Source organism: Pyxidicoccus xibeiensis, assembly GCF_024198175.1.
Classification (GTDB): Bacteria; Myxococcota; Myxococcia; order Myxococcales; family Myxococcaceae; genus Myxococcus; species Myxococcus xibeiensis.
Window position 1 is genome coordinate 149,670 of record NZ_JAJVKV010000003.1, and the last position, 24,162, is coordinate 173,831.

Annotated in this window: 17 protein-coding genes; 5 read left to right on the forward strand and 12 right to left on the reverse strand. The window is 70.6% G+C overall.

Features of this window, described 5'->3' with window-relative positions; genetic code table 11:
- Nucleotides 1–57: 57 nt before the first annotated feature.
- From LXT23_RS13300 to LXT23_RS13310, 3 genes are read right to left on the reverse strand one after another with little or no spacing between them, the layout of a single operon-like run.
- On the reverse strand, nucleotides 58–1,647 hold the full coding sequence (locus LXT23_RS13300; RefSeq protein ID WP_253980544.1) for a methyl-accepting chemotaxis protein: 1,590 nt from the start codon (nucleotides 1,645–1,647) through the stop codon (nucleotides 58–60).
- Nucleotides 1,648–1,665: 18 nt separating this feature from the next.
- Nucleotides 1,666–2,103, reverse strand: coding sequence for a type 2 periplasmic-binding domain-containing protein (locus LXT23_RS13305; protein ID WP_253980545.1), 438 nt, complete (start codon nucleotides 2,101–2,103; stop codon nucleotides 1,666–1,668).
- A gap of 8 nt (nucleotides 2,104–2,111) precedes the next feature.
- Nucleotides 2,112–3,203 carry a hypothetical protein gene (locus tag LXT23_RS13310; RefSeq protein WP_253980546.1) on the reverse strand — a complete coding sequence of 364 codons (1,092 nt, stop codon included), beginning with the start codon at nucleotides 3,201–3,203 and terminating at the stop codon, nucleotides 2,112–2,114.
- A 574-nt stretch (nucleotides 3,204–3,777) separates the two neighbouring features.
- On the opposite strand from LXT23_RS13310, the gene LXT23_RS13315 reads away from it, so the two are divergent.
- The 3 genes from LXT23_RS13315 (at nucleotide 3,778) to LXT23_RS13330 (ending at nucleotide 8,080) form a co-directional block, all read left to right on the forward strand.
- Nucleotides 3,778–4,989 carry an MxcI protein gene (locus tag LXT23_RS13315; protein ID WP_253980547.1) on the forward strand — a complete coding sequence of 404 codons (1,212 nt, stop codon included), beginning with the start codon at nucleotides 3,778–3,780 and terminating at the stop codon, nucleotides 4,987–4,989.
- 32 nt (nucleotides 4,990–5,021) lie between these two features.
- Nucleotides 5,022–5,651, forward strand: a complete 630-nt coding sequence (locus LXT23_RS13320; protein ID WP_253980548.1) for an MXAN_6652 family MXYO-CTERM-anchored protein — start codon at nucleotides 5,022–5,024, stop codon at nucleotides 5,649–5,651.
- An 875-nt stretch (nucleotides 5,652–6,526) separates the two neighbouring features.
- Nucleotides 6,527–8,080, forward strand: a complete 1,554-nt coding sequence (locus LXT23_RS13330) for a hypothetical protein (RefSeq protein WP_253980549.1) — start codon at nucleotides 6,527–6,529, stop codon at nucleotides 8,078–8,080.
- Between the two features lie 75 nt (nucleotides 8,081–8,155).
- On the opposite strand, the gene LXT23_RS13335 is transcribed toward LXT23_RS13330, so the two are convergent.
- From LXT23_RS13335 to LXT23_RS13345, 3 genes are all read right to left on the reverse strand, one after another.
- Nucleotides 8,156–8,926 (reverse strand): M57 family metalloprotease, encoded by a 771-nt coding sequence (locus LXT23_RS13335; protein ID WP_253980550.1) that lies wholly within the window; start codon nucleotides 8,924–8,926, stop codon nucleotides 8,156–8,158.
- Nucleotides 8,927–9,073: 147 nt separating this feature from the next.
- A complete protein-coding gene (locus tag LXT23_RS13340; protein ID WP_253980551.1) occupies nucleotides 9,074–10,582 on the reverse strand; it encodes a pentapeptide repeat-containing protein in 1,509 nt (502 codons plus the stop codon).
- A complete protein-coding gene (locus LXT23_RS13345; protein WP_253980552.1) occupies nucleotides 10,579–11,841 on the reverse strand; it encodes an MFS transporter in 1,263 nt (420 codons plus the stop codon). Before LXT23_RS13345 ends, LXT23_RS13340 begins: the two co-directional genes overlap by 4 nt.
- Before the next feature lie 176 nt (nucleotides 11,842–12,017).
- Here LXT23_RS13345 and LXT23_RS13350 point away from each other — a divergent pair, with 176 nt between their 5' ends.
- Nucleotides 12,018–12,926 (forward strand): hypothetical protein, encoded by a 909-nt coding sequence (locus LXT23_RS13350; RefSeq protein WP_253980553.1) that lies wholly within the window; start codon nucleotides 12,018–12,020, stop codon nucleotides 12,924–12,926.
- Nucleotides 12,927–13,143: 217 nt separating this feature from the next.
- Here the strand turns inward: LXT23_RS13350 and LXT23_RS13355 are convergent, their stop codons facing one another.
- Nucleotides 13,144–14,454 (reverse strand): hypothetical protein, encoded by a 1,311-nt coding sequence (locus LXT23_RS13355; protein WP_253980554.1) that lies wholly within the window; start codon nucleotides 14,452–14,454, stop codon nucleotides 13,144–13,146.
- Between the two features lie 234 nt (nucleotides 14,455–14,688).
- Here LXT23_RS13355 and LXT23_RS13360 point away from each other — a divergent pair, with 234 nt between their 5' ends.
- A complete protein-coding gene (locus LXT23_RS13360; RefSeq protein WP_253980555.1) occupies nucleotides 14,689–15,648 on the forward strand; it encodes a M91 family zinc metallopeptidase in 960 nt (319 codons plus the stop codon).
- Nucleotides 15,649–15,769: 121 nt separating this feature from the next.
- On the opposite strand, the gene LXT23_RS13365 is transcribed toward LXT23_RS13360, so the two are convergent.
- The 5 genes from LXT23_RS13365 to LXT23_RS13385 form a co-directional block, all read right to left on the reverse strand.
- Nucleotides 15,770–16,531, reverse strand: a complete 762-nt coding sequence (locus LXT23_RS13365; RefSeq protein ID WP_253980556.1) for a cysteine peptidase family C39 domain-containing protein — start codon at nucleotides 16,529–16,531, stop codon at nucleotides 15,770–15,772.
- 88 nt (nucleotides 16,532–16,619) lie between these two features.
- Nucleotides 16,620–17,963: a sigma 54-interacting transcriptional regulator gene (locus tag LXT23_RS13370; RefSeq protein WP_407692889.1), complete on the reverse strand. Its 1,344-nt coding sequence runs from the start codon at nucleotides 17,961–17,963 to the stop codon at nucleotides 16,620–16,622.
- Between the two features lie 49 nt (nucleotides 17,964–18,012).
- Complete coding sequence (locus tag LXT23_RS13375) at nucleotides 18,013–20,766, reverse strand: protein kinase domain-containing protein (protein ID WP_253980558.1); 2,754 nt, start codon at nucleotides 20,764–20,766, stop codon at nucleotides 18,013–18,015.
- 195 nt (nucleotides 20,767–20,961) lie between these two features.
- Entirely contained in the window at nucleotides 20,962–21,843 is an 882-nt protein-coding gene (locus LXT23_RS13380) for an ADP-ribosylglycohydrolase family protein (protein WP_253980559.1), read from the reverse strand.
- A 159-nt stretch (nucleotides 21,844–22,002) separates the two neighbouring features.
- The gene (locus LXT23_RS13385) at nucleotides 22,003–24,111 is read right to left on the reverse strand and encodes a BTAD domain-containing putative transcriptional regulator (protein ID WP_253980560.1); all 2,109 of its coding nucleotides are present in this window, start codon (nucleotides 24,109–24,111) and stop codon (nucleotides 22,003–22,005) included.
- Nucleotides 24,112–24,162 lie beyond the last annotated feature (51 nt).

The window sequence follows — 24,162 nt, forward strand, 5'->3', positions numbered from 1 at the left end:
CGGCCCCGGTGTAGCGGGAACTGGTGGTGCCCCCACCCGATGACGCCGGGCGGGCGGCTACACCCGGAAGCCGCCGACGACCCCCTGGATGCCCTGGAACGCGAGGTTCAGCCGCTCGATGGCGGACTCCACGTCCCGGTTGGCCTGCACGCTCTCCTTCATCATCTTCGAGAAGTCCGTCACCACCGAGGTCATCTGCATGATGCCCGCGTTCTGCTGGGTGACGGAGCTGACGATGTCCTGGGCGGAGCTGCTGCTGTCGCGCACGGCCTCGGTCAGCTCCTGCAGGCTCTGGCCGGAGGAGAGGGCCTCGGCAATCCCATCCGCCATCTTCCGGTGGCTGGCGTCCACGGACTCCGTGACGGCGCGCACCGTGGCGTTCATCTCCATCAGCAGGGTGCCGATGCTCTGCGTGCTGCGCATGGACTGCTGGGACAGCGAGCGCATCTCCCGGGCCACCACCGAGAAGCCCCGGCCATGCTCGCCGGAGCGCGCCGCCTCGATGGCGGCGTTGATGGCCAGCACGTTGGACTGGTCCGCCAGGTCCTTCACCGTCTCCACGATGGCGGACGCCTTCTTCGAGCTCTCCGTGAGCCGGCCGATGGTGGGCATCAGCTCGCCCACCTGGGCGCGCAGGTGCTCCAGCGCCTCGCCGCTCTGCCGCAGGCGGGCCTGCCCCGACAGGCTCGTCGCCTCGGCGCGGCTGGCCACCGCCATCACCGTGCCCGCCTGCCGTGAGGCCTCGCGGGAGCTGGCCCCGATATCCCGCATGGCCACGGTGGCCTCTTCCAGGCTCGAGGCCTGGCGCGCCAGGTGCTGCGACTGCTCGCGGCTGATGTGCGACAGCCCGTCCACGCTCCCCGCCAGCTCCTTCAGCGACTCCCGGAGCGTGAGGGGGATGGTCCGCAGGCGGACCACCAGGCTGTTGATGCTCTGGGCCAGCAGCCCGATTTCATCCTGGGAGTGGATGCGGATCTCCTGGGTGAGGTCGCCTTCCTTGGCGATGCGCGAGGCCACCTCCGTCAGGCGCAGCAGCGGCTGGGCCACCTGCGCGACGAGCCACACGGAGAGCCCCACGAGCACGCCCAGCATGACGAGCCCCAGCAGCACCAGCCGCTGCTGGGAGCCCTTGTGCGCCTCCAGCGTGAGGGCGAAGGACTCCCGCATCTTCCGCTGGTCCTCTTCCATGGCCTGCTTCAGCGCATCCCGCACGACGCCGTAGCGCCTGGCCAGCTCCGGCAGCTGGGCGGCGGCCTGTGCATCCTTCTGAATCATCCGCTCGCTCGTCTCGCGGGCGATGCGCATGTAGTCGCGCAGCTGGGTCTCCAGCGTGTTCAGGCGCACCGGGTCGATGGCGGCGTTGGCACGCCCCTCCGCCAGCCGCTTCAGGAACTGCTCGGCGGTGGCGTCCGCCTCGGCCAGCTGCTCCGGGTCCTCGGCCGCCACCGCGTCCTGGAGCCCCCGCTGCAACTGCTCGAGGAGCACGTCCAGGTCCCGGCTGAGCATCACCGCGGGGACATAGCCCTGCTCAATCTGCTCCAGGTACCCACGCGTGCTGCGGCCGAGCAGCTCGGACAGGGTGATGATGGCCAGCAGGAAGATGGCGGCGAGGACGGGGAGCAGCAGGACCTTGTGCTTGAATCGCATGGAGCCGTGCCAACCCTCTCAGTCGACGATGTTGAGCACCTTCACCCCGGGGGTGGAGGTGCCCGCGGCCACGTAGCCCACCGCGCCGGGGTTGGCGCGAACGTAGGCGAGGACCTCGGCCTCGGAGGGCTTCTCGGGGGGCGGCACGTCCCGCCCGGAGAAGATGCGCTGCTGCCAGTAGGCTCGCACGGCGGGCAGCGAGCGCTTCAGCACCTGCTCACAGAAGGCAGCGCGCACCGTGGAGTCCTCGGCCAGGTCCACCGGCATCGCCGTCTTGCCCGAAGCCCACTGCGTGCTCTTCTTGAAGAACAGCTGCGCCAGCTGCGAGCGCTTCACCTCCGTCAGCGGGTTGGAGGGATGGACCACCACCTGGAAGACCGCCGTTTCGGCGCCCACGGTGGGCTGTGCCCAGAGCGTCAGGGTGAGGCAGGACACGAGGAAGAGGAGCTTTTTCATGGCGGTCTTCAGAAGCTGAACTGCGTGCCGAGCGACACGGTGCGCGTGTGGGGCTCGAGGCTGGCGATGGGCGTGGCCGGGTCAGCGGGCCGTGCGAAGCGGTTGCCGATGACGTTGTGGAACGAGAGCTTGAAGACGAACTGGGGGGTGACCCAGAAGTTCACGCCCACCGCGGCCTCGCGGTGGCGGAGCAGCGTGAGGGCGGAGGCGGGGAACCCGGGCAGCCAGCTGCGCGAGCTTTCCAGGCGTCCGGCCACCTGCCAGTGCTGGGTGAGGAAGTACGCCAGCTCCAGGTAGCCGGCCCGCGTGTCGGCCGCCTCGGAGAACAGGTTGAAGAACTCCGCGCGGGCCCAGAATGACTCGCCGAGGTACTCGGCGCCCAGCCCCACCACGCCGCGCACCTGGTGCTCCCCCTGCAGCTTCTCGGGGTCTCTCGACGCGTAGCCGGACGTGGTGAAGCGCAGGCCCTCCACCGGCGTCCACAGCGACAGGCGCCCACCCAGCACCTGCGCCGGGCGCTCACACTGCCCGGACGTGCCGCAGGCCGCGGAGAGCGGGTCCTTCAGGTCCAGGAAGCCGCCGTAGGCGTCGTACTCCACCATCCACTCACCGGTGACGCTGACGCGGCCGGTGAGCCCCACGCCGTCGTAGTTCTCCACGCCAATCGACGTGCCGCCATAGGTGCCCTGGGGCAGCTGGTTGAAGGGGCGCAGGGTGCCGACGTCGTAGATTTCGGAGTACAGCCCCAGGGGCAGCTGGTTGCGGCCGGCGCGCAGGCGCAGCTTGTCGGAGAAGGCCCACTCGGCGAAGGCGTAGTCCACGCTCGGCTTGAAGTCGGCGCTGGTGGAGATCTTCTCGAAGGAGAACTGGGTGTTGAGCGTCAGCCGCTCCACGGGCAGGGCGCGGAACATGAGCGTCGAGCCCATGTCGTGCAGCCCGACGTCTTGATTCGTGCCCAGGTAGTTGTTGCCCCAGCTCTTGCCGGTGGCCAGACGCCCGTAGCCATTGATGAAGAACTTCCCGTCCTCGAGCGGCATGCCGGAGGCGGCACCCGCTGCGAAGAGGGCGGTACACAGGACGAGACCACGGACGGCAGACATGAAGGGGCCTTTCAGGGACATCCAGGGGATGCCGCTGCTCGCTCCGCGCGATAACGCGCTCGATTACGTGAAGGACCCGTTCTGTATAATTCCAGTCACATTTCGTTGTCGAGGGCAGGCGGCCTCTTCTTCCCCTGGGGCGGGTAAAGCCATCCAGAGCAGGGAGGTGCCTGAGACACGTAAAACGTGTGTATCTGCTCCGACTGCCAGGGTGGGCCCGCACCCAGGCCAGAGCGGCCTGGCGGGGTTGTACGGAGCCTGCCTGGGGCGTCCTGAGACGGGAGGCACGCTGCTCGTTGCGGGACCGACGATTCGCGTCCGGTGCCGGGGCTGAACCGAACCCATGCGGGCAGTGCCGGTCCTGCGGCACCCAGGGAGGGGGTTCTGGACGGGGCGGCTGGACGGCCCTCCTCCGCCGTCGAACAGGCTTTGAAGGTTGCGCGCCACCTTCTTGACATGGAGGCTTCGCCGGTTTATTCGCTGATATTGAGAATGCGTATCATTTCCATCTGAGCGGCCCGCGAGCCCCGTGAAATGGCGCATCCCATCCCCCCCTCGCAGAAAGGCCGTTTCAATGCAGCAGCCTGTTGTCTCTTCTTCCCTGCGTGTCTCCACCGCGCTGCTCGCGCTGTCGCTGTTCGCCGGGTGTGGTGACTCGGACGAGAAGGACGCCGCCCCTGCGCTGTATGCCATCACGACGCAGCAGCTCGTGGCGGACCCGGTCGAGAGCTACGTCGTCGTGACGACCGAGGCCGAGCGGGCCGCGTCGCTCCCGCTGGACAACGCCATCAAGGTGCCGGGCCGCGCGCTCGGCGTCGGCATTCCGAAGTCGGGCTCGCTCTACGTGGTGAGCGACGCGAGCGCGACGGTGACCCGCTACTCGCTGAACGACGCCGAGCGGCTGGAGCCGTCCGGCACCGTGAGCTTCGCGAGCCTGGGCGTGACGGAGCTGGGAGAGTACCAGGCCAGCTTCCAGTTCATCTCGGAGACGAAGGCGTACTACTTCGACGGGGCCACCGCGCAGGTCGTCATCTGGAACCCGACGGCGATGACTGTCACGGGCACCATTCCGCTCGACGCGCTCACCATCCCGGAGACGATTCTCGCCTTCTCGGGCGTCGTCGCGCAGACCGGTGGGCAGCTCCTCATGCCCGTGGGCTGGCGTCCCGTGACGGGCGTGGGAATCACCCCGAAGGCGGGCGTGGTCTCCATCGACACGGCGACGGACGTGGCCACCATCGCCACGGATGACCGCTGTGGCTACACGCACGACATCGCCCTGGGCGCCGATGGGCAGGCCTATGTCGCGACGGAAGCCTACGGGGCCGCGGTGCGCCGCGTGGTCGGCGAAGAGGTCCCCGAGCCGTGCCTGCTCCGGTTCAATCCCCGGACGCGCGCCTTCGACCCGACCTTCTACCGCTCGCTCGAGGACCTGGTGGGAGGCGGAACCGCGGGCGCACTCATCCCGGGAGCGCAGGGCACGGCGTACGTGCGGGTGCTCGACGAGAGCATCGCTCCGGTCCTCGAGGGCACCCATCCGCGCACCGTGGCGAGCGGGACGGGCTGGCAGTGGTGGGAGCTGAAGCTCGACTCGCTGACGGCGACGCGCAAGGCGGACTTCCCGTCGACCTCGGGCAGCGTCTTCCTCTTCGAGTCGGAGAACCAGACGCTCTACACGGAGTTCGGGGCGGGCGCCTCGTCCACGACGTTGCATGTGCTGGAAGACAGCGGCAAGCCCACGCTGACCTATCAGGGGCTGTCCTTCTCCTTCCTCCAGCTGCGGTAGCGCTCCTCGCTTCACCCACTCCTGGAAATCCGATGCGAATCCCATTCCGAATCGTCGGCATGTTTGCCATTACCCTGTCGTGGTCAACTCCCGCCTTCGCCACCAGCACTGGCATTGCCGGCCAGTCCGGCAAGGACGGGGCGGCCTGCAGTGTGTGTCATCAGGGCGGTCAGCTTCCCACGGTCGAGTTCGAGGGCCCTGCGTCACTCGCGCCTGGAGCGACCGGCCAGTACACCTTCATCATCCGTGGCGGTCCGGCGAAGACGGGAGGCGCGGATATCGCCGTGGACAACACGCAGGCCAGCCTTCAGGGAGGGGCCGGGCTGAAGAAGCTGGGCAGCGAGCTGACCCACTCCGCGCCACGCCCCTTCACGGGCAATGAGGTGCGCTTCGACTTCTCGCTCGTCGCGCCTGCGACCGACGTCACGCTCACGCTCTTCGGCGCTGGCAACTCCTCCAATGCGGACCAGAGCAGCGAGGGAGACAGGGCCGCGTCGGCGAAGCTGACCGTGAAGGTGGGGAACGGAACCCCCGTCGAGGAACCGGCCCCGGGGGGCGGTGAGGACGGCGGTGGTGGATGCGCCGCCGCTGGTGGTGGGCCCGGCTGGGGCCTCATGGCGGCAGGGGCTTCGTGGGCCCTCCTGCGCCGCCGCCGGAGCTGATGCCCGGGAGGCAACGTCGCTCGCCGCGCCCCTCCCCACGGGCGCGGCGGGCGGTTGCACCGGGGCTCGAATAGTGCGAGCGAAGCTGCCCACCGGCAAGGGCACCTGGCCGGCCTTCTGGATGCTGGGCACCGACATCGACCAGGTCGGCGGGCCCTCGTGCGGCGAAATCGACATCATGGAGTACGTCGGCTTCGACCCGCCCCCTCCACGGCACCGTCCACACGCCGTTCTACTACCACCTGTACGCCATCGAGTGGTTCCCGGACCGCATCGGCTCCTGGGGCGGTCAGCAGGGCGTGGACCTGAGCCGGTTCCCGCAGCGCGTGTACGTGGACTACGTCCGTATCTACGAGCGCCAGCAGCCACCGTGCGCGGAGCGTCCGCCCGAGGCTTGCAGAGGTGCCGCTCGAGGACCGATGCCTGCGACAGCCGGTCGAGAAGCACCCAATTGATGGTGCTCAAATGCAACTCAAAGCCTCTCCATCCAGGAGCACGGACGCGCTCCAGACGCCTGGAAGCCGAGACGTCTGGGCGGGCAACGCAATAGCCAGACAGGCTTTTCGGTGTCGCGCCGACGCGACACAGCTCCCCTCCTGGATGCAGCCGCCTCTACGTGGGCGCCGACCTGGAACCCCGCCTGTAGTGCGGTGACCCCAATGTGCAGGGTGAAGCCCCCACTCTGCAGGGGGGAGCCCCCACAGTGCAGGGTGAAGACAACAACGTGGAGTATGGAGACCCCATTTCTCACATAGGACATGCGAAACGTTTTCTCATGTTTTGACGGTTAATCGCGTCTATTGCAAAGCCAATCAAAGCGCGTATAGCCTGACTGTGTTTTTCGCGGTCGGCCCCCCCAACGAGGAGCGTTTGACATGAGTCGTGGCTGGAAGTTCGACGTGGTGGTGTGGAAGGCAGCAATGATGTCTCTGGCCCTGGTGGGTTGTGGCGGCGAGGGAGTGGAAACCGCGCACGAGCCGGCGTCAGCCGAGTCCGCGCTCGCCCCAGCGGGCTGGGAGACCGTAGCGAATCAGTATCAGTACTTCACGCTGGACAAGCCTTCGACGGTCCGGTTCGGTGCGGGTGACAAGTGGCTCACCCGGGAGCTGCCGGCGGGCCGCGTGTATTGCTTCTTCAGCCCGGACCCCGCGCCTGGCCAGTTCAAGACGTGCGAGCGCAGCACGCCGACGGCCCCCCCGGCAGGCGGGCCGCTCAGCCCGGCCTGCGCCGCGTTCTACTCGCCCGACTTCGCGCTCTCCACCGCCCGCCAGGCGACCCCGGTTCCCACGTGGGCGAAGCCCGCCAAGGGCGTGGCCCTCTCGGAGCCCACGTACAAGACGTGCTTCGTGCGCGCCACCGACTACAAGGCGGACGGCGTCTCGGGTTTTGCCCGCAACGACTATTCGCGCCGCCAGGCCTTCAACGCGGACAGCACGAAGCAGCTGGTCTACGGCTACAACCTTGGGACCTGGCATGTGTATGACGCCAACACCCGGGTGCGCCTGAAGCAGCTGTCGGGCCCTGCCTCGGACGCGGAGCCGCAGTGGCACCCGACGAATCCGGACCTCATCTACTACCTGCCCACCAATGGCGTCGGCATGAAGCTCATCGAGCTGAATGTCAAGACAGGCGACACCCGCACCGTGGGCGACTTCGGCACACGGCTGAAGGCCCGGTGGCCGACCGCGCTCTATGCCTCGACGCGGAATGAGGGCTCGCCCTCGGCGGACCGGCGCTACTGGTGCTTCATGGTCGACGACGCCAACTGGGGCAGCCTGGGCGTGTTCACCTGGGACCGCGACACCAACACCATCCTGGGCATGTACGACACCCACGGCGAGCGGCCCGACCATGTGAGCATGGCCCCCAGCGGCAAGAGCTGCGTGGTGTCCACCGATGGGGCCCTGGGCACGACGGCGTTCTCGCTGGACTTCACCAAGCAGACCCGGCTGCACCACAAGTCCGAGCACTCGGACATCGCATTGGACGTCAACGGCGACGACATCTATGTGGCTGTCGACTATCAGGGCACCGGCGGGCCCGTGTTCATGGTGAACCTGCGCACCGGCGTGCGCACGGATCTGTTCCCGACGTACGTCGCTGGCACCGCGACGGCGCTGCACATCTCGGGCAAGGCCTTTGCCAAGCCCGGCTGGGTGGTGGTCAGCACCTATGGCGACTACGGCGGCTCCCTGCAGTGGCTGCACCGCAAGGTGATGGCCGTGCAGCTGAAGGCCAACCCGACCATCTACACGCTGGCCCACCACCGCAGCAAAGGTAACGTCGACGAGACCGACTACTGGCCCGAGCCGCACGCCAGCGTCAACCTCGACTTCACGCGGGTGGCGTTCAGCTCCAACTGGAACTCGAGCAACGACTTCGATGTCGACACGTACGTGGTCGAGATTCCGGCGGGCGCGGTGAAGTAGTCCCGCGGCGTGCTGGAAACACCCGAGGGCGCCCCGGCGCCCTCGGGTGTCGTTCGTAGCGCTCTGCCGCTTCTATCAGTAGAGGTAGTTCAACGCCGTGCGGTCAGAGCTGGTGAACTCGCCGTCCGTATCGGGCGACATGCAGGTGTTCATGATGGAGCCGCCCGGCGTGGCGGTGGTCGGCGTCCCGGGAATGAGGATTCCCCCCACGCCAGGGCCCGGGGAGCCGCCGCCGCCGGGGCCGCAGCTGATGGACGGATTGTAGGCGTCCGTGTGGAGCAGGCCGATGGTGTGGCCCAGCTCGTGGGTGATGACGTGCTCGACCACGTCAGTGCCGACGTTGTTCAGCCCGGTGCCGATGCCGATGGTGTTGTAGGGAAGTCCGCCCGAGGGAAGCCCCGACGAGACGCTGGTGCCGGCCAGGGTCTTCGCGGTGATGTTCGCGGTGCAGCCGGTGGTCGGACCGCGCGCGAAGGTAATCCTGAGCGCCAGGCTGTTGTAATTGACGATGGCCAGGTTGAGCCCCTGGCTGAGCACGGAGTAGCTGTTGAACGAGGCCGTGGGGTTGATGCAGATCTTCGTCACGGCGGTGCTGACGAGATTGGTGCTCCTGTAGTGCTCCTGGCTCCCCTCACCACGCTGGAGCAGCTCCCGGGAGGCCTCCAGGCTCACGTGGGTGTCGCGCCCCATGTACACGGCCTCATCGACGACCGTGATGTCGCCGGCCGGAATCCCCGCCTCGATGAGGTTGGAGATGATCTCCTGGTTCTCGGCCTGCACGTCGGCACCGCAGCCGGCCAGCAACGCGCCACAGCTCACCACGAGGACTGCTGCTCTCTTGAGCATCGGTCTTTCTCCCTCTTGTCCTGAAGCGGTTCTCCCCACGGTCCCCCCGGCTGGGATTGCCGGGGCGGCGCCCCGGGGCTCCAGGACATCCTACCTGCCCCTCCGCTGCTTCCCACGCCGAGGTCCGCGCGGAAGCGACGGGCGACGCTACCCGCCTCGCAGCCGGGCGAGGACGCTGGCGACATCGGAGACCCGGTCGGACCCGTCGCCGTCGGGCGACAGGTCGGTCTCGAGGAACACCGCACCCTCGAGCGACGCGGGCTCGCCGCGCGCACCGCCGAGCTTGCACCGGAGGAAGGTCGCGCCCGAGAGGTCGCGCCCGGTCCACAGCGTGCGCCGCAAATCGCAGTCCTCGAACTTCGCGCCCGCGGTCGTCGGGTACGGCCTGTCCGTCGTCGGGGCAAACCACGCGTCGCGGAACACGCAGCCCGCGAACACCGCGCCATCGAGGCGGGCGTTCCCGAAGCGCGCGTGCTCGAAGCTCGCTGCTGTGATGCGTGCGCCCGACCAGGTGCTGCGGTCGAAGTCGCAGTGCGGAAACGCGGTCTCCTCAATCACCGCTCCGTCGAACGTCGCGAGCCGCAGGTCGGTCTGCTTCCAGGTGCCGCGAGTGAGCTTCGCGCCCTTCAGGTCGATTGACGTCGCCGCGGCGCGGTCCATCGACACCTCCGTGAGCTCGCTGCGGCCGAAGCGCGCCGCGCCGAGGTTCGCCTGGTCGAACGTCACGCGCGCGAGCAGGGCCTCCGAGAACAGCGCACCGCCGAGCCGCAGCCCCTTGGCGTTGAAGCCTGCCACGTCCAGCCGCCCCTCCCCCGTGCGGCCCCGCCTGAGCCAGGCCTCGTGTGCGCGCAAGCTGTTGCGGTCGATGGCGCCGTGCTGGACGGGCGGAGGGTTGGCCTCACTGTCGAGCGCCCAGATTCGCGGCGCGTCCGCCGCGTAGCGCGCGAGGAGCTCGCGAATCCGCGCGACCTCGGCATCAAGCCATGCGGCCGTGTAGCGCGCGCGCCGCGCGACGCGGTCCCCGCGGGTCGCCTCGTCGAGCCGGGTATCCGGAATCACCTTCATGTTCGCCGGGACGAACTTGCGCAGCTCGAGCACGCACGTCAGCGCGTGATGGAGCTGACTCACGGTGGCCTTCCAGTCGACCGGGGCGAGCGCTTCGGGGTCCTCGCGCAGGAATGGCAGGACCCGGTCGTACTCGGCCATGAACTGGCCGACCGAGATGAGCTGCGACGGCCGGCTGTCCCCGAGCTCGTACACCGCCGCCGCGCCCTTCAGCGGGTCGCCCTCGGTCGCCCACGCGTGGGCGCGCCGCGTACCGCACTGCGGGCACGGCCCCGTCAGCGTGGACATGGAACCGCCGCGCGTCAGCTCATACTTCGCCGGCTGCCGGCTGCCGCAACCCGGGCACGGCACGAGCGAGGCCGCGAACCGCATCTCCTGCGTCGTCCGCGCGCGCGGCGTCCGGTCGGGCTCGGCCTGCCCTGTGCGCTGGTAGTAGTCCTCGAGCGCGGCGGCATCCGTGCGTGCCTTCTGCGCTTCGGAGGCGGCGCGCTCGGCCTGCTCGGCGTCCCCGGCGGGCCGCTGCATCGCCTCGAGCAGCTCCCGGGCAAGCCGCTGGCTCTTGCGCAGGAGGTCGTCGGCGTCGTCGCTCATGGGGACCGGTCCGTGGAAGGTCTCCCTGGCTTGCGGAGCAGCAGCAGGCCGGCCACCACCACGAAGGCCAGGGCGGACAGGGCGAGCGAGAGGTGGATGTTGGTCACACTCCCCAGCAGGCCCACCGTCACGCCGCTGAAGGCCCGCAGGCCCATGGCCGACATGCTGAAGAGCCCCAGGACGCGGCCCCGGATGGCGTCCGGCGCGTTCAGCTGCACGAGGGCCTGGGTCATGCTGCTGAAGGACAGCTCGAGGAACCCGGCCAGGAACAGCACGCAGATGGCCGCCGGATACCAGCTCATGAACGAGAACGCGAAGAGCGAGCAGCCCCACAGGAACGCAAGCTTCAACGCGGAGGCCGCCGTCGTCGTCAGCCAGGTCCCGCGCGTCTCGAGCAGGACGCCCGCGAGCAGCGCACCGGCCGCATCCGCTCCCAGCAGGAGCGTATAGGTCAGGCCGGGGTCTCCATGGCCCAGCTCATGGGCGAAGCCCGGCATCTGCGCCTGGTAGCTGTTGCCGATGAAGAAGGAGGCGGCCCCCGCCAGCACCACCATGGACGCGACCACGGGCAGCCCGCGCACGTCACGGAGCGTCTGGACGATGTCGGCGAAGCCTCGGACGGCACGCTTGGGGCCCGTCGTGCCCTGGCGGAAGTGCCGGCCATAGGGGGCGCTCACCAGCCAGAGCAGGAGGGGCAGATAGAACAGCGTGTTGACGAAGATGCCCCGGGTCGGCCCGAGCGTCCGCATGATGATGCTGCCCACTCCGGGGCCCACCAGGACGCCGAGGTAGCGCGCCGTCGCGTTCAGGCGCACCGCGCTGGCCAGGGAGCTCGTGCCCACGATGTCGTAGAGCAACATCTGGCTGGAGGTGCTCCAGAGGACTCCCGCGCAGCCATGGAGCGTGAGCAGCACCATCGCGTGCCACATCTGCAGGGAGTCCGTGACGAAGAAGTAGCCCCACCCGACCGACGCGGCGATGAAGAGCACCATGCCGGCCTGGATGAGGCGCCTGGAGTCGAACCGGTCATTGAGCGCGCCCACCGGCACCGAGAACATCAGGAAGGGCAGCCAGTGAGACACCACCGCGAACCCACCCAGCGCCGGCGAGTGGAACTTCTGGAACGCCACCCAGTAGCTGATCACGTGCTCGATGTTGTCGGCCATCATCGCCAACATGAACGTGATGAGAAACGTCCGGTATCCGGGGATGCGGAGCGCGCTCGTTCCAGCAGGAGGGGCGGCCACGGTGGAGGTCATGGGTGTTCACGCACGGGCAGTGGGAGGTCCCCCTTATCTCAGGCCCTGTCCAGGACGACCAGCGTCGGCTTTTTCTCGATTTTTACGTCTGTACTGATTTACTTTTATTTCCAGTTCAAGAGGTGCTCAAGTGATGTCTTCCCATTGACCGGTGTCTTGCCGGGAGGGTGTCTGCCATGAAGAGAGTCCTTGCCGCCGCTCTTGTCGTGACTGTGTCCGCATGTGGGGGTGAAGAGGGAGGTTCGTGGAACAGCGCGGAGGACAGCGCTGCCGGGGCGCTGGTGGAAACGAGCGCCAGTCTGGCCCAGCCCTCTCCCACCTTCATTCCCAGGCCCACCGGCGTCTGCCCCGAGTTCCAGGACGGGACGCTCACCTTCCGGCCGGCGGGAATCCCGGCCCGCTCGGTGCGCATCTGGATGTCGGACGCGGCGAGGACGCTGGATGGCCCGCTCGTCTTCTACTGGCACGGCACGGGCAGCTCGCCGACCGAGGCCACCACGGGCATCGGCGCGGCGCAGATTGAAGCCATCAAGGCCCAGGGTGGAATCGTCGCGGCGCCGGCGCGCGACCCCGCCGCGGGCACCTTCCCCTGGTTCTACGTCTCGTCCACGTCACGCGACGATGACTTCCGCGTGGCCGACGAGGTCCTGGCCTGCGCCATCCAGAAGATTGGCATCAATGTGAGCCGCATCCACAGCATGGGCATGAGCGCGGGAGGCCTGAACACCACGCAGATGAGCTACCGCCGCTCGGGCTACATCGCCAGCGTGGCGACCTACTCGGGTGGAAGGAGCTCCACGATTCCGACGCAGGACCCGACGAACAGGTTCGCCGCCATGATCTTCCACGGAGGCCCGAACGACCAGGTCGTCATCAACTTCCAGACGGTGAGCACGAACTACTACAACGACCTGAGGTCCAAGAACCAGTTCGCCATGCTGTGCAACCACGGCAGGGGGCACACCATCCCCACGGACGCGCGCGCGGCGGTCTGGCAGTTCCTCCAGGCCCATCCGTTCGGCACCGTCCCGTCGCCCTACGCGGGGGGACTGCCGAGCACCATGCCGAGCTACTGCCGGCGTTGAGCCGCGGCCGGCTCCGGCCTTGGACCGCCCTCTTCCGCGACCGGGAGAGGGCGGCCTTCGGGCAGCACCTGCACCGGCACGCCCACTTCGAGCCCGAGGCTCGGGATGACGAGGACCTGCGGCGTTGCGTACTGCGTGAGCGGCGTGGGGACGAGCTGCTCGCGAAACATTGTCGCGCAAACCCGGGGCTGAGAAAGCAGTTCTCCGTGAGGACGCTTCAGCCCGGAGTCTTGCGCACGGTGACATCGCCCGTGCGCGCGCCCGGCGCCTGCTCCCAGCCCGGGGCCAGCTCGAGCTCCCAGCCGTCCCCGGAGAGCTTGTTGCCGTGGGTCTCCAGGGGAAGGGGCACGGTGGCGCTCTTCCACGGCTCATCCACCAGCACGCCCGCGCGCACCGTCAGGCTCCCCCACGCGTCCACGATGCGCCCGCTCGGGTACACCGTGCCCGCACCTTCGATGGGCACCAGCTCCCCGGGCTTGAACTGGATGTTCATGCGCTCGAATGGCAGCCGCAGCACCGGCCCCTCCACGAAGCGCTTGCGCAGCGTCACGAGCCGGGCCTGGGCCACGCGCTCGCGCTCGGCCTCCCGCTGCTCCAGCTCCGGCGCACCGTAGGCCTTGCCGCGACTGGCGAGCAGCTCCTCCGACGGAGGCTTCGTGTCGAGGGACAGCGCGCGGGCCAGCAGCTCGCCCAGGTCCGCCCGCGCCAGGGCCTCGCGTCGCCAGCGTGCGCCGGCCGCGTCGTCGAGGAGCAGCCCGTACGCGGGGCCGGAGGCCTGCCCGAGGGAGCGCACCAGCGTGGGCTGCTTGGGGGTCTCCGCCAGCGCGGTCTTCGCGAGCGCCAGGCGCGCGGCGGCAGTCGGGGCACCCAGCCGCACACCGGTGTACTCGGCGAGCCCCTCGTTCTGCTCGAGCGCGCGCTCCTCCTCCGTGGCCTTCGGGAAGAGGGCGCGGCGGGCCGTGCGGAAGCCGAGCGCGTCCTGCACCGCGGCGCGGCGTGTGGCTCCGCGCGACTCCAGCGCCCGCGCGAGCGCCCGCCATTCGAGCTGCAGGAGGGTCCTGCCCCGGGCCGAGTCGAGGTGCGCATTGGCCCTGTCGCCCGTGGTGAGCCCCTGGCGGCGCTGGAAGTGGTGGAAGGCCTCGTGCGCGAGCATCACGCGCAGGGCCGTCGGGTCCTCCGGCAGGGGCCAGAGCAGCTGCACCCAGAGGGTTCCCGCCCACTCCATGGCGGTGTTGGCGACCGTCACCTGTGGCGGCAGCTCGCCGGTGAAGGGCGGGCCCGGGTACCTGCCCTGCTTCGGCGCCTCGCTCGCGATGAAGCGCCGGCTCTGGTCGTCCACCACCAGCACGGGCGCGCAGAGCGAGCCGCCCCAGAGGGCGCCCGCGTCAGCGCGGCACGTGCGCTCGAGCTCCTTGAAGGCGCGGGTGGCCGCCCCGACCTCGGGCCCGGGCGCCGCCGCGTGGGCTGACGCCGTGGACGCCAGCGCCAGCGTCAGCACGAGACCTTGGACAGGACGGCGGGCAGCCATGCGTTCTCCTTGGCGGGGGACGCGTCAGCCTCGCACAGCGCCGGGCGGTGACTGGTGACGCCAGTCACCAGCCGGTGAGCGCCGTCACCGGGTGCACCGCCTTGGCCCACGCCAGGGTTCGTGGAACCTGTTGAAATCACAGGACCTCGGGCGGGAGGCCGGACGCGGGAGGGCTGGCACGAGACATGCTCTGATGTCAGGACGTCGCCTACCTCCTACTCCAGAGGCTCCCCCATGAAGCTCCGCACCAAGCCCTCCTTCTCCCTCCCCAAGTCCCCCTCCTCCTCGTCGTCCTCCTCACGGCCCCGGAGCCCTGACACGTCCGCGAAGCCCACTGCTCCGAAGCTGACGGACAGCGAGCTCCAGACGGGCAAGAGCAAGCTCAAGCCGACGGACTACGGTGTGGCGCACCCGGACCTGCAGGGCATCCGGACGCGCCGTGACAGCGGCCAGTCGGGCGCGGACTTCGCGGACTTCACGTCGGACGTGCGCAACTCCACGCACAAGCTGATGGGCAAGCCCGAGGGCCACCGGCTGATGACGGAGCTCAACGGCCGCACGCAGGCGGTGAACCCCGGCGTGACGGGCACCCTGAACAAGCCGGTGACGGTGGCTGACATCGCCTCGGGCCGGAACGACGCGCGCATGCCGATGTCGCACGCGCCCCGCCACGAGAACACCTTCTCCTCGATGCGCCCGGCGTACCGCTACGACGGCCAGCCCGGCGCGGGCCGGCCCAGCAACATCAAGTACAACGAGCTGGACACGGGGCCGCGCTTCAACAGCCTGGGCCACGAGTCCGTCCACGCCTGGCGCGCGGCCAACGGCCTCCAGGTGAGCCCCCTGGCCATCAGCAAGCACGACAACGCGGACGTGTTCCAGCGTTTCCCGTCGCACTCGGCGGACATGAAGGACACGCTCGAGACGCGCCTGCGGCTGACGGAGGAGTTCGAGACGGTGGGCCTGCGCCCCACGCCGCACACGCCCGCGGGCTGGGCGCCCAGCGAGAACAAGCTTCGCGCGGAGCACGGCCTGCCGTCGCGCCTGGACTACTCGGGCATGCGCCCCACCGGGAACCAGAACGACGCCAACCTGAGCAACTACGACGCGGGCTCCGACAACCGCAACTTCTTCCAGAAGCTGGGCGGCCAGCCCACGCCCTTCGGCCGCATCCTGAACGACCTGGAGGGGTAGGCCGGCACGAGGGACGCAACCCGCTGATAGCTGAAGCCGTTTCCACGGAGCACTCCCCCTGGCCACCGGCCAGGGCGAGCTGCCGGCGTAGGCGAAGCCGCCGGCAGCAGCGGCGAAGGGCTCAGGAGGACTCGCGGCCGAAGCTGAGACGCGCCCGCGAGCCGCCACCATCGGTGTTGCCCAGCGCCTCGGTGCGCTGGGCGCTCTGCTCGGCCAGCGCGTTGGCGTCCGCGTCCTTCGCCGCGTCGCCGACGACGAGCATGCCGCCGCCGCGGTGCAGCTCCCACGCGGAGCCCACGGAGTCGGCGAGCTGCTGGCCCGACACGGCGTACTTGGAGCCGTTGCCCGTGTCCTTCACCACGTAGTTGCCCTGGTCGTCCTTGCCGTCGACGACAATCCAGTGGGAGTCGCCGGCCACCTTCGTGTCCACGCCAGTGGCGAGCCGGTTCGTGTCCACCTGGACGACGGCCTTCTCACCGCGCGCGAGCGCGTCGTTCACCGACGACATGTCGAAGTTGGCGGTGCCCTTCTTCACCTCGATGCCCTCGAACGCGAGCATCCGGGCGAGCTCCTTCGGGTCGGTGCCCCGGCCGTCGGTGAAGCGCGACTCCAGCGTGTCCATGTGCTGCGCCGCGGACACCGGGTCCTTGCCCGCCTTCTGCGACAGCATGGTGACCACCGCGGCGCCGCAGTTGACTTCCTTCGTCTGCCGGAGCACCTCCGGCGCTCCCGCCGGCTCGAAGCTGTCGGCGAAGTAGCCCTTCAGGCAGTCCAGCTCGGTCGGAAGGGAGTCCGCGGCCGGAGTGGGCGCGGAGGGCCGGACCTCCTGCTGCGCACGGGTCTCCGAGGGCCTGGCGGTGGACTGGAAGCGGTTCACTCGCATGGGGGTCTTCCTGAGAATTGGGGGGGGAAGCCACGATGGCTTCAGCCCCAGTTTATCTCCACTTTCCGGAGAAAGTTGCCAACGTGCGTCATCCGGCAGCGCCGCCGGGTTCGATTCCGTGCTTTCGCAGGAGCTTGCGGAGGTAGACGCGGTCGATGTTGGCCTCGCGGGAGGCGCGGGAGATGTTGCCCTCGCAACGCTCCAGGAGGTTTCGCAGGTAGTCCCGCTCGAAGCCCTCCACGAGCTGCTCCTTGGCCTCCTTGAAGGGGAGGTCCAGGTCGACGGCGCCCGGGCGCCGCTCAGTGTCGGGAGACTCCAGGTCCTGCAGGGCCTCCTCGCCCAGGTTCACCACCTGCTCCACCACGTTGCGCAGCTCGCGCACGTTGCCGGGCCAGGGGTACTGGGTGAGCAGCGCGCGCGTCTGGTCCGACAGGGCGCTGGGAGGCCGGCCCGTCTGCGTGAGCATGGTGTCGATGAGCAGGGGGATGTCCTCGGGCCGCTCGCGCAGGGCGGGCATCGTCACGCGGAGGACGGCCAGCCGGTGGTAGAGGTCCCGGCGGAACTTGCCCTTGCTGACCGCCTTCTCGAGGTCCTGGTGGGTGGCCGTCACCACCCGCATGTTGACGGTGATGTAGTCATTGGCGCCCACCCGCTTCACCTGGCGGCGCTCCAGCACGCGCAGCAGGCGGGGCTGGAGCTCCAGCGGCAGCTCGCCGACCTCGTCCAGGAAGACGGTGCCGTTGTGGGCCCGCTCGAAGGCGCCGGCACGGTCGCTCTGGGCGTTGGTGAAGGCCCCCTTCACATGGCCGAACAGCTCGGACTCGATGAGCGAGGGGGCCACGCCCGCCAGGTCCACGACGACGAAGGGCCCGCTGGCGCGGCGGCTGGCCTGGTGGATGGCCTCGGCGCACAAGTCCTTGCCGGTGCCCGTCTCGCCGTGGATGAGCACGTCCGCGCCGCCCGGGGACAGGCGCTCCAGCAGGGTGAACACCTCGCGCATGCGGCGGCTGGTGCCCACCAGCGCCCCGAAGCGCTCCCGGTTGGAGAGCAGCAGGGTGCGCTTCGCCGTCTCCTCCGGCACCAGCTTCAGCTCGGTGGTGCCCAGGGTGATGATGGTGCCCGGGTGCAGCTCCAGCTCGGAGAAGCGGCGGCCGTCGCAGGAGGAGCCGTTGCGCGAGCCCAGGTCGGTGGCCACCACGTGCTCTTCGTGGACCTTCAGCCGCAGGTGCTCGCGGGAAATCGTCTTGTCGCTGAGGACGATGTCACACGTGGGGGCCTTGCCCAGCAGGTACTCGGGCCGGGTGAGCGAATGGCTCTGGCCTGCTTCGGGGCCTGACAGCACCAGCAGCTTCAGCCGGACACTGCCCTGCCGCGCGCGGTTCAGCGTCTGCGTCGGCTCCAGCAAACGTTCCTCTTCCTTCGACGGGGCCACGGGGCGGGACGCTAACACGCCCGCCTCGGTGCGCCACCTTGCCGGGACTTCAGCGCCGGGCCTTGCGAGCAGGCTTCCGAGCAGGCCGGGGCGGCGGCTCGGGAGGAAGCGTCGCCAGCCAGGCGTCCACGTCCGCCGCGCGCTCCTTCAGGCCGGCCTCGCTGAAGCGCTCGCGGGCCTGCACCGCCTGCCCGCGAGCCTCTGGCGGCTGCCGGAGCTGCCACAGCGCCCTCGCCAGGGCGAAGCCGGACTCCGCCAGCACGTCCGGCGGCGCCGAGGCGAAGGAGACGGCCTGCCGCAGCGACTCCACCGACTCGCGCGCCCTGCCCAGCCCCAGCAGGGCCTGGCCCACGCCGTCATGGGAGTACTGGAGCCGCTCGTCGTCGGCGGGCAGCGCCCGCTGCTTGATGGCCAGCGCCTCCTCGTAGGCCTTCAGGGCCTCGTCGTAGCGCCCCAGCGCGTGCAGGCACATGCCCACCTCGTCCAGCGCCTCCGCGTAGGCGACGCTCGTGTCGCCCCGCGTCGCCTTGCGGATGCGGGCCGCCGCGCTCGCGTGCTCCAGCGCCTTCGCGTCCTGCTTCAGCTCCCGCAGCGTCAGCGACAGCATGCCGTGGCGCTGGGCCATGTCCGGGTGCCAGGGGCCCACCGAGGCCTCCGTCTGGGCCAGCGCCTCCTCCAGCAGCGCCACCGCCTTCTGGGGCTCGCCCGAGTCCAGCAGGGCGCCGCCCAGCATGAAGGTGGTCCGCGCGCGCTTGGGGTGGCCCGGCGGCAGGGCCTGGGCCTGGAGCGCCCGGGCCTGCTCCAGCAACGCGCGGGCGTCCTCGTAGCGCTGCTGGGACAGGGCGAGGTTGGACTGGTTCACCCGCACGTCGGCCTCGAGCACCGGCTCGCCGCCCAGCCGCTGGAGGGTGGCCAGCGCCAGCTCGCCCCAGCCGGCGGCCGGCTCGAAGTGCTGCTGCCCGTCCTCCACGTAGAGCAGCTTGTTGAGGATGGCGACCTTCAGCCGGTCCGCGCGCCCCGCCTCGGCGTCCCGCATGGCGGAGAAGAGCAGCTTCGCGGCCTCGGGGGACTGGCCGTTCTGCTCCTGGAGCCAGCCCAGGTGGAAGCGCAGCTCGGCGATGAGCGGAAGGTGGCCGGTGGCCAGCACGGCGGCCTCCAGCTCGCGCACCGCCGTCAGCGCCAGCGGGTAGCGGCCGGCGTCCACCAGGGCCTTCACGCCCGCGAGCCGCTCCTCCAGCCGCTCGATGTCGGCGCGCTTCGCCGCGTCCGTGGGCAGCCGCTGCTGCTCGGCGAGCGACTCCTCGTCCTCGCACTCATGCAGCGAGGGCAGCGCGTGCACCGCGTCCAGCGACTTCTCCACCAGCGCCGCGTCCGCGCTGGCCAGCAGCTCCACCGTGGCGCGCACGTCCTTCTGCCGCCGCGCCAGGCACCCCGTCCGCCGCGTCAGCAGCTCCTCGGTCTGCACGCCCTGCACGTGGGTGGCCTCGCATGCCTCCGTGCTCTGCCGCTTCCACGCGGCCGCGTAGCCGTCCAGCACCTGGCTGGCCTTGTCCGCCAGCTCCTGTGCGTAGGGCTTGCCGGTGGCGAGGAAGGCCGCCTCCACCCGCTGGCGCGCCTGGGGGCTCCAGGCCTCGTCCATGCGCGCGCCAGCGGCCGCGCACACCCGCGACTGCTGGTAGAGGACGCCGCCCACCAGGGCCACGCCCACCGCCGTGGCGCCCGCGGCCGACAGCCAGCGGCGGCGCCGGGCCACGCGGTGCTCCTGGGAGAGGGCGCCCAGCAGCTCCGTCATGGAGGCGAAGCGCTCGGCCGGGTCCAGCGACAGCCCGCGCATCACCGCCTGCCGCACCCAGGCGGGCACCTTCACGTCGCGCGGCGGCTCCTGGATGAGGGCGGGCGGCGGCGGGGCCTTGGGGGCCTCGCGCACCAGGGGCGCCGTCACCCGGAGGGGCTCGGTGAACTCCGCGCCGGCCGGCGCCCGGGGCTTCAGGGAGGAGGCATGGGCCTCCATCTTCTCGGGCTCGAAGGGGCGCTGGCGGTAGAGCGCCCAGTACAGCGCCACGCAGAAGCTGAACTGGTCCGAGCGCGGGTCCAGCTCGTCCCCGCGGAACTGCTCCGGGGACATGTAGCTGGGCGTGCCGATGATGCGGCCCGCCTCGGTGAGCGGCGTCTCCAGCATGCGCCGCTCCGAGGGGAGCGAGGGCTCATCCCCCGCGGGCGGCTCCTCGCGCGGCAGTGCCCCCACCGGCCGCGCCAGGCCGAAGTCGGTGACGAAGACGCGGCCGGTGCGGCCCACCAGCACGTTGGCGGGCTTGAAGTCGCGGTGCACCAGCCCGGCCTCGTGCGCGGCCTGGAGCCCCCGGCCCGCGGCGAGGAAGGTCTCCAGCACCTCGCGCCAGGAGCGCTGCCCCTGCTTCACCCAGGAGCCCAGGGTGCCGCCGTCCACCAGCTCCATGGCGAGGAAGACGCGGTCGCCCCACACGTCCACGTCGAAGATGGGGATGACGTTGGGGTGCGAGACGCGCGCCATGGCCTGCGCCTCGCGCAGCAGCCGCGCCCGGGCCTCTTCCGTGTCCGTCCGGCGGTCCGCGTGCAGCAGCTTGAGCGCCACCTTGCGGTCCAGGTCCGGGTCATAGGCGGCGTACACCACGCCCATGCCGCCCTGGCCCAGCTGCTTGAGCAGGAGGTAACGCCCCACCTGGGACACGGGAGGCCTGTCGTCGCGGTGCGCACGTGGGCCCGACGCGTCGGACTCGCGATTCCCCGTGCCTGCTCGCCCCCTGCCGCTGTCTCTCATGCTCATGTCGGATGCACCCGGCCCGACTCTAGCCGCGCCCCGCCGGGCCTCCATGTTCTGGTCCGACGTCTGGCTGCTCGCTGACAGACCCGGTGTCAGCGGTCACCCGCCTCGGGTGAGCCAGGGTGGGATGAGCGCCTGCCGCCCTGCCCAGGGTCCCTGTTTCCCGGAAGCCCGTCTTCCGGAGCGGAAGCGCCAGCGTCACACCCGCCGGCGCAGGGGTTCCCGCGCCGCGCGCCACGTCGCGGGGATGGACGAGTTCCCCGCGCTCAACGCGACGATTCCGCCCACGATGGCGCAGGTGGTGTCCCTGTCTCCGAAGCCGGCCACGGTGGTCCAGAGGGCCTCCTCGAAGGAGTCGAGGTGTCTCGCCGCGCACCACACGGCGAAGGGCACGGTGTCCTCGGAGATGACCTTCTGCCCACTGCCCAGCTCACGCGCGGCCGAGGAAGGACTGGCATCGGGTGACCAGGCCCTGGCCTTCTCCAGCCCCTGGCGTGTCGCGCCTGTTGGCGTGGCGTCCAGCACCGCCTCGAACAGTTCCCTCGCGGAGGCTCGGGATTCCGGCCACTGGCAGGCCCACGCCGCGGCAACCGCAATGGCAATCGCCCCCGCCTGTCCCTCGGGGTGCATGTGTGTCACCTCGGCGGAGGCGCGCGCCTCGGACACCACCTGGCTCAGGTCGCCCGCGAAGTAGGCCCCCAGGGGCGCGACTCGCATGGCCCCGCCGTTGCCCATGGAGCCCTGGCCGTCGAACACCTCCGAGGCCACCTCACGCCATGGCACACCGAGCCCTATCTTCTGCAGGATGTCATGCGCCGTACCGCCATAGCCGCGATTCCTGTCGCGGCGGTAGCGAGTCGCGAAGAGGCGCGCCAGCACGTCCTGGTCGACACGGCCGTGGTCTTCCAGGACCTGGACGACGGCCAGGGCCATCTCCGTGTCGTCGGTGTACTTCCAGGGTGCGCGGGGAAGGTCACGCTGCTCCACCAGCGGCTGCATCACCTCGTGCGGGCCGAAGAAGCGCTCGCCGAACGCGTCCCCGATGGAGAGGCCCTCCAGCGAGACGAGCGCCCGTGCCATCCGCGCAGCGGAGTCAGTGGCAGCAGCTCCAGGACGTGGCTCGAGAGGCATCATCCAGACCTTATTGGCAGCCGCGGTGCATCGCTACCTGGAAGCCAGGTGCCAGGGGCCTGACGGACGGTGCGCCAACCTCTCCGGTGCAGCCAGACTGTCGGGAGCTCATTCCCGCACAGTGGCCCGCCGCCGACACGCGGCCTCATGCTCGCGCGCCGTGGCCGCCGCCGCGCCCTGCCCCGCGGCCTCCAGCAGCGCGGCGGCGCGCGCGTAGAGGTCCGCGGCCCGGCCCGGCAGCAGCGCCTCCACGTCCGCCTCCGCGGCCCGTAACAGCAGGGGCACCGCGTGCCCGGGAAGGCCGGCCTCCATGAAGTGCTGCGCCACCACCCCGGGCGCCACCCGCCGCGTGGCGAGCACCTCCGCGAGCCGGCCGTGCAGCATGCGCCCGAGCGCGGGCGGCACCGCCGCGACCACGGCCTCGCGCAGGAGGTCGTGGCTGAAGCCCTCCTCCCGCAGCACCCCCGCCGCCTCGAGCTCCGCGGCCGCCTCGCTCAGCGGGAGCGGCCGCTCCTCGAGCACGCGCGCGGCGACCTCGAGCGAGAAGGCCGTACCCGCGAGCGCCGCCACCCGCGCGAGCGCGAGTGCCCGCGGCGAGAGCTGCTCGAGGCGCCGCTGGAGGAGCGGGCCCACGCGGCCGGGAGGCGGCAGCCGCTCGGGCCACCCGCCCTCCCACGCGCCCGTCTCCACCAGGTGCTTCACCGTCTCCACCACGAAGAGCGGGTTGCCGCCCGTGTAGCCCGCCAGCGCCTCCGCGTGCCGCTCCACCCCGGGCAGGCCGAGCCCCTCGAGCAGCGCGCGCACTGCGTCCGGGGTCAGCGGCCCGAGCTCCACCAGGCGCGCCTCCCCCGCCTCCACCATGGCGTGCATGAGGGGGTGCCAGTCCGCCCCGGACTCCGGGCCGGGCCGGGTCGTCACCAGCCAGCGGGCGACGCCGGGCCCTGGGCGCGCGGAGGAAGGACGGGCGCGGTGCCTGGCGTACGCGTACCGTCCCACCGCCGCGCTGGCCGTGTCGTTCTCGTGCGCGTCTTCCGCCACCATCACGTCGCAGCCTTCGAGCAGCAGCGCCATGGCCTCCGCGGCTGCGTCGTAGAAGCGCAGGCGGCCCGCCTCGTCCACCAGGGGCGAGGGGCGCTCGCCGGGCTCGCCCAGCTCGGGGAGGATGCGCAGCAGCTCGCGGCGCACCCATCCGGGGAGGGTCACCTGGGGCTGCTGCGCCATCCAGCCGCGCAATGAGCGCGCCAGGCTGGAGTAGGGCACGTCGCGGTCACCCACACGTCCGGGCAGCAGTGCCCAGCGGCCACGCGACTCGGCGAAGTCGGTGGCCAGGCGGCTCTTGCCGACGCCCGCGGGCCCCACGAGGAAGAGGAACTGGCCCGCCTCCCAGCCCTCCTCGAGCGCGCGCCACGCCTCCTCGCGCCCGGCCAGCACCGGCGGTCGCAGCAGGCCTGGAGCGAGGGGCCGGCGCACTCCGCCGGGCACGCGCACCGGCAGCGGCGCCCCCTGCGTGATGACGCGCCCGAGCGCCTCCGTCTCCGGCAACGGCTGGGCGTCCAGGGCCTGTGCCAGCGTGCGCCTCAGCACCCCATACACCTCGAGCGCCGCGGAGCGCTGCCCCTGCAGGTAGAGCAGGCGCATGAGGTGGCGGCCAGCCTCCTCGGAGGAGGGGTCCTGCTGCAGCCAACCCTCGGCCACCGCCTGCGCGGCGCGCAGGTCCCCCTCCGCCTCGAGCTGCGCGAGCACCTCGACGCGTGCACGCTGTCGCCACGCCTCGAGCGCCAGGCGCGCCCCTTCGAGCCAGCGCTCCAGCTCCGGGCTGTCGGGCGTCACCACTCCCTCGAGCAGCCCGCCCGGGTGGCGCACCACCTCGGCAGCGTCTCCCGCCCGGGCCGCTTCGCGCACGCGGGCCACGTCCACCGCCAGCGAGGCCGCCGGCATCAGGACGCTCTCGCCCTCCACCAGCGCCGCCTCGCCCGCCAGCGCCCGGAGGCGGCGCAGCAGTTGGACGAGGTTGTTGCGTGCGGTGCGGGCCGGGCTGTCGGGCCAGAGGAGCGCTGCGGCCCGAGCGCGCGCGGTCGGCCCCTCCAGCGCGAGATAGGCGAGCAGCAGCAGCGGGCGCGGCTGGAGGGGGACCGGGCCCGAGGGTCCTTCGAGCATGGGGGCCGGCCCGAGCAGGCGCAGGTGCCAGGGGCCAGGGCCGCTGGAGGAGCGCGCCATGGGGCACCTGTATAGCGCCGCTGTCCCCCGGAACGGAGGTCTCCGCGCCTG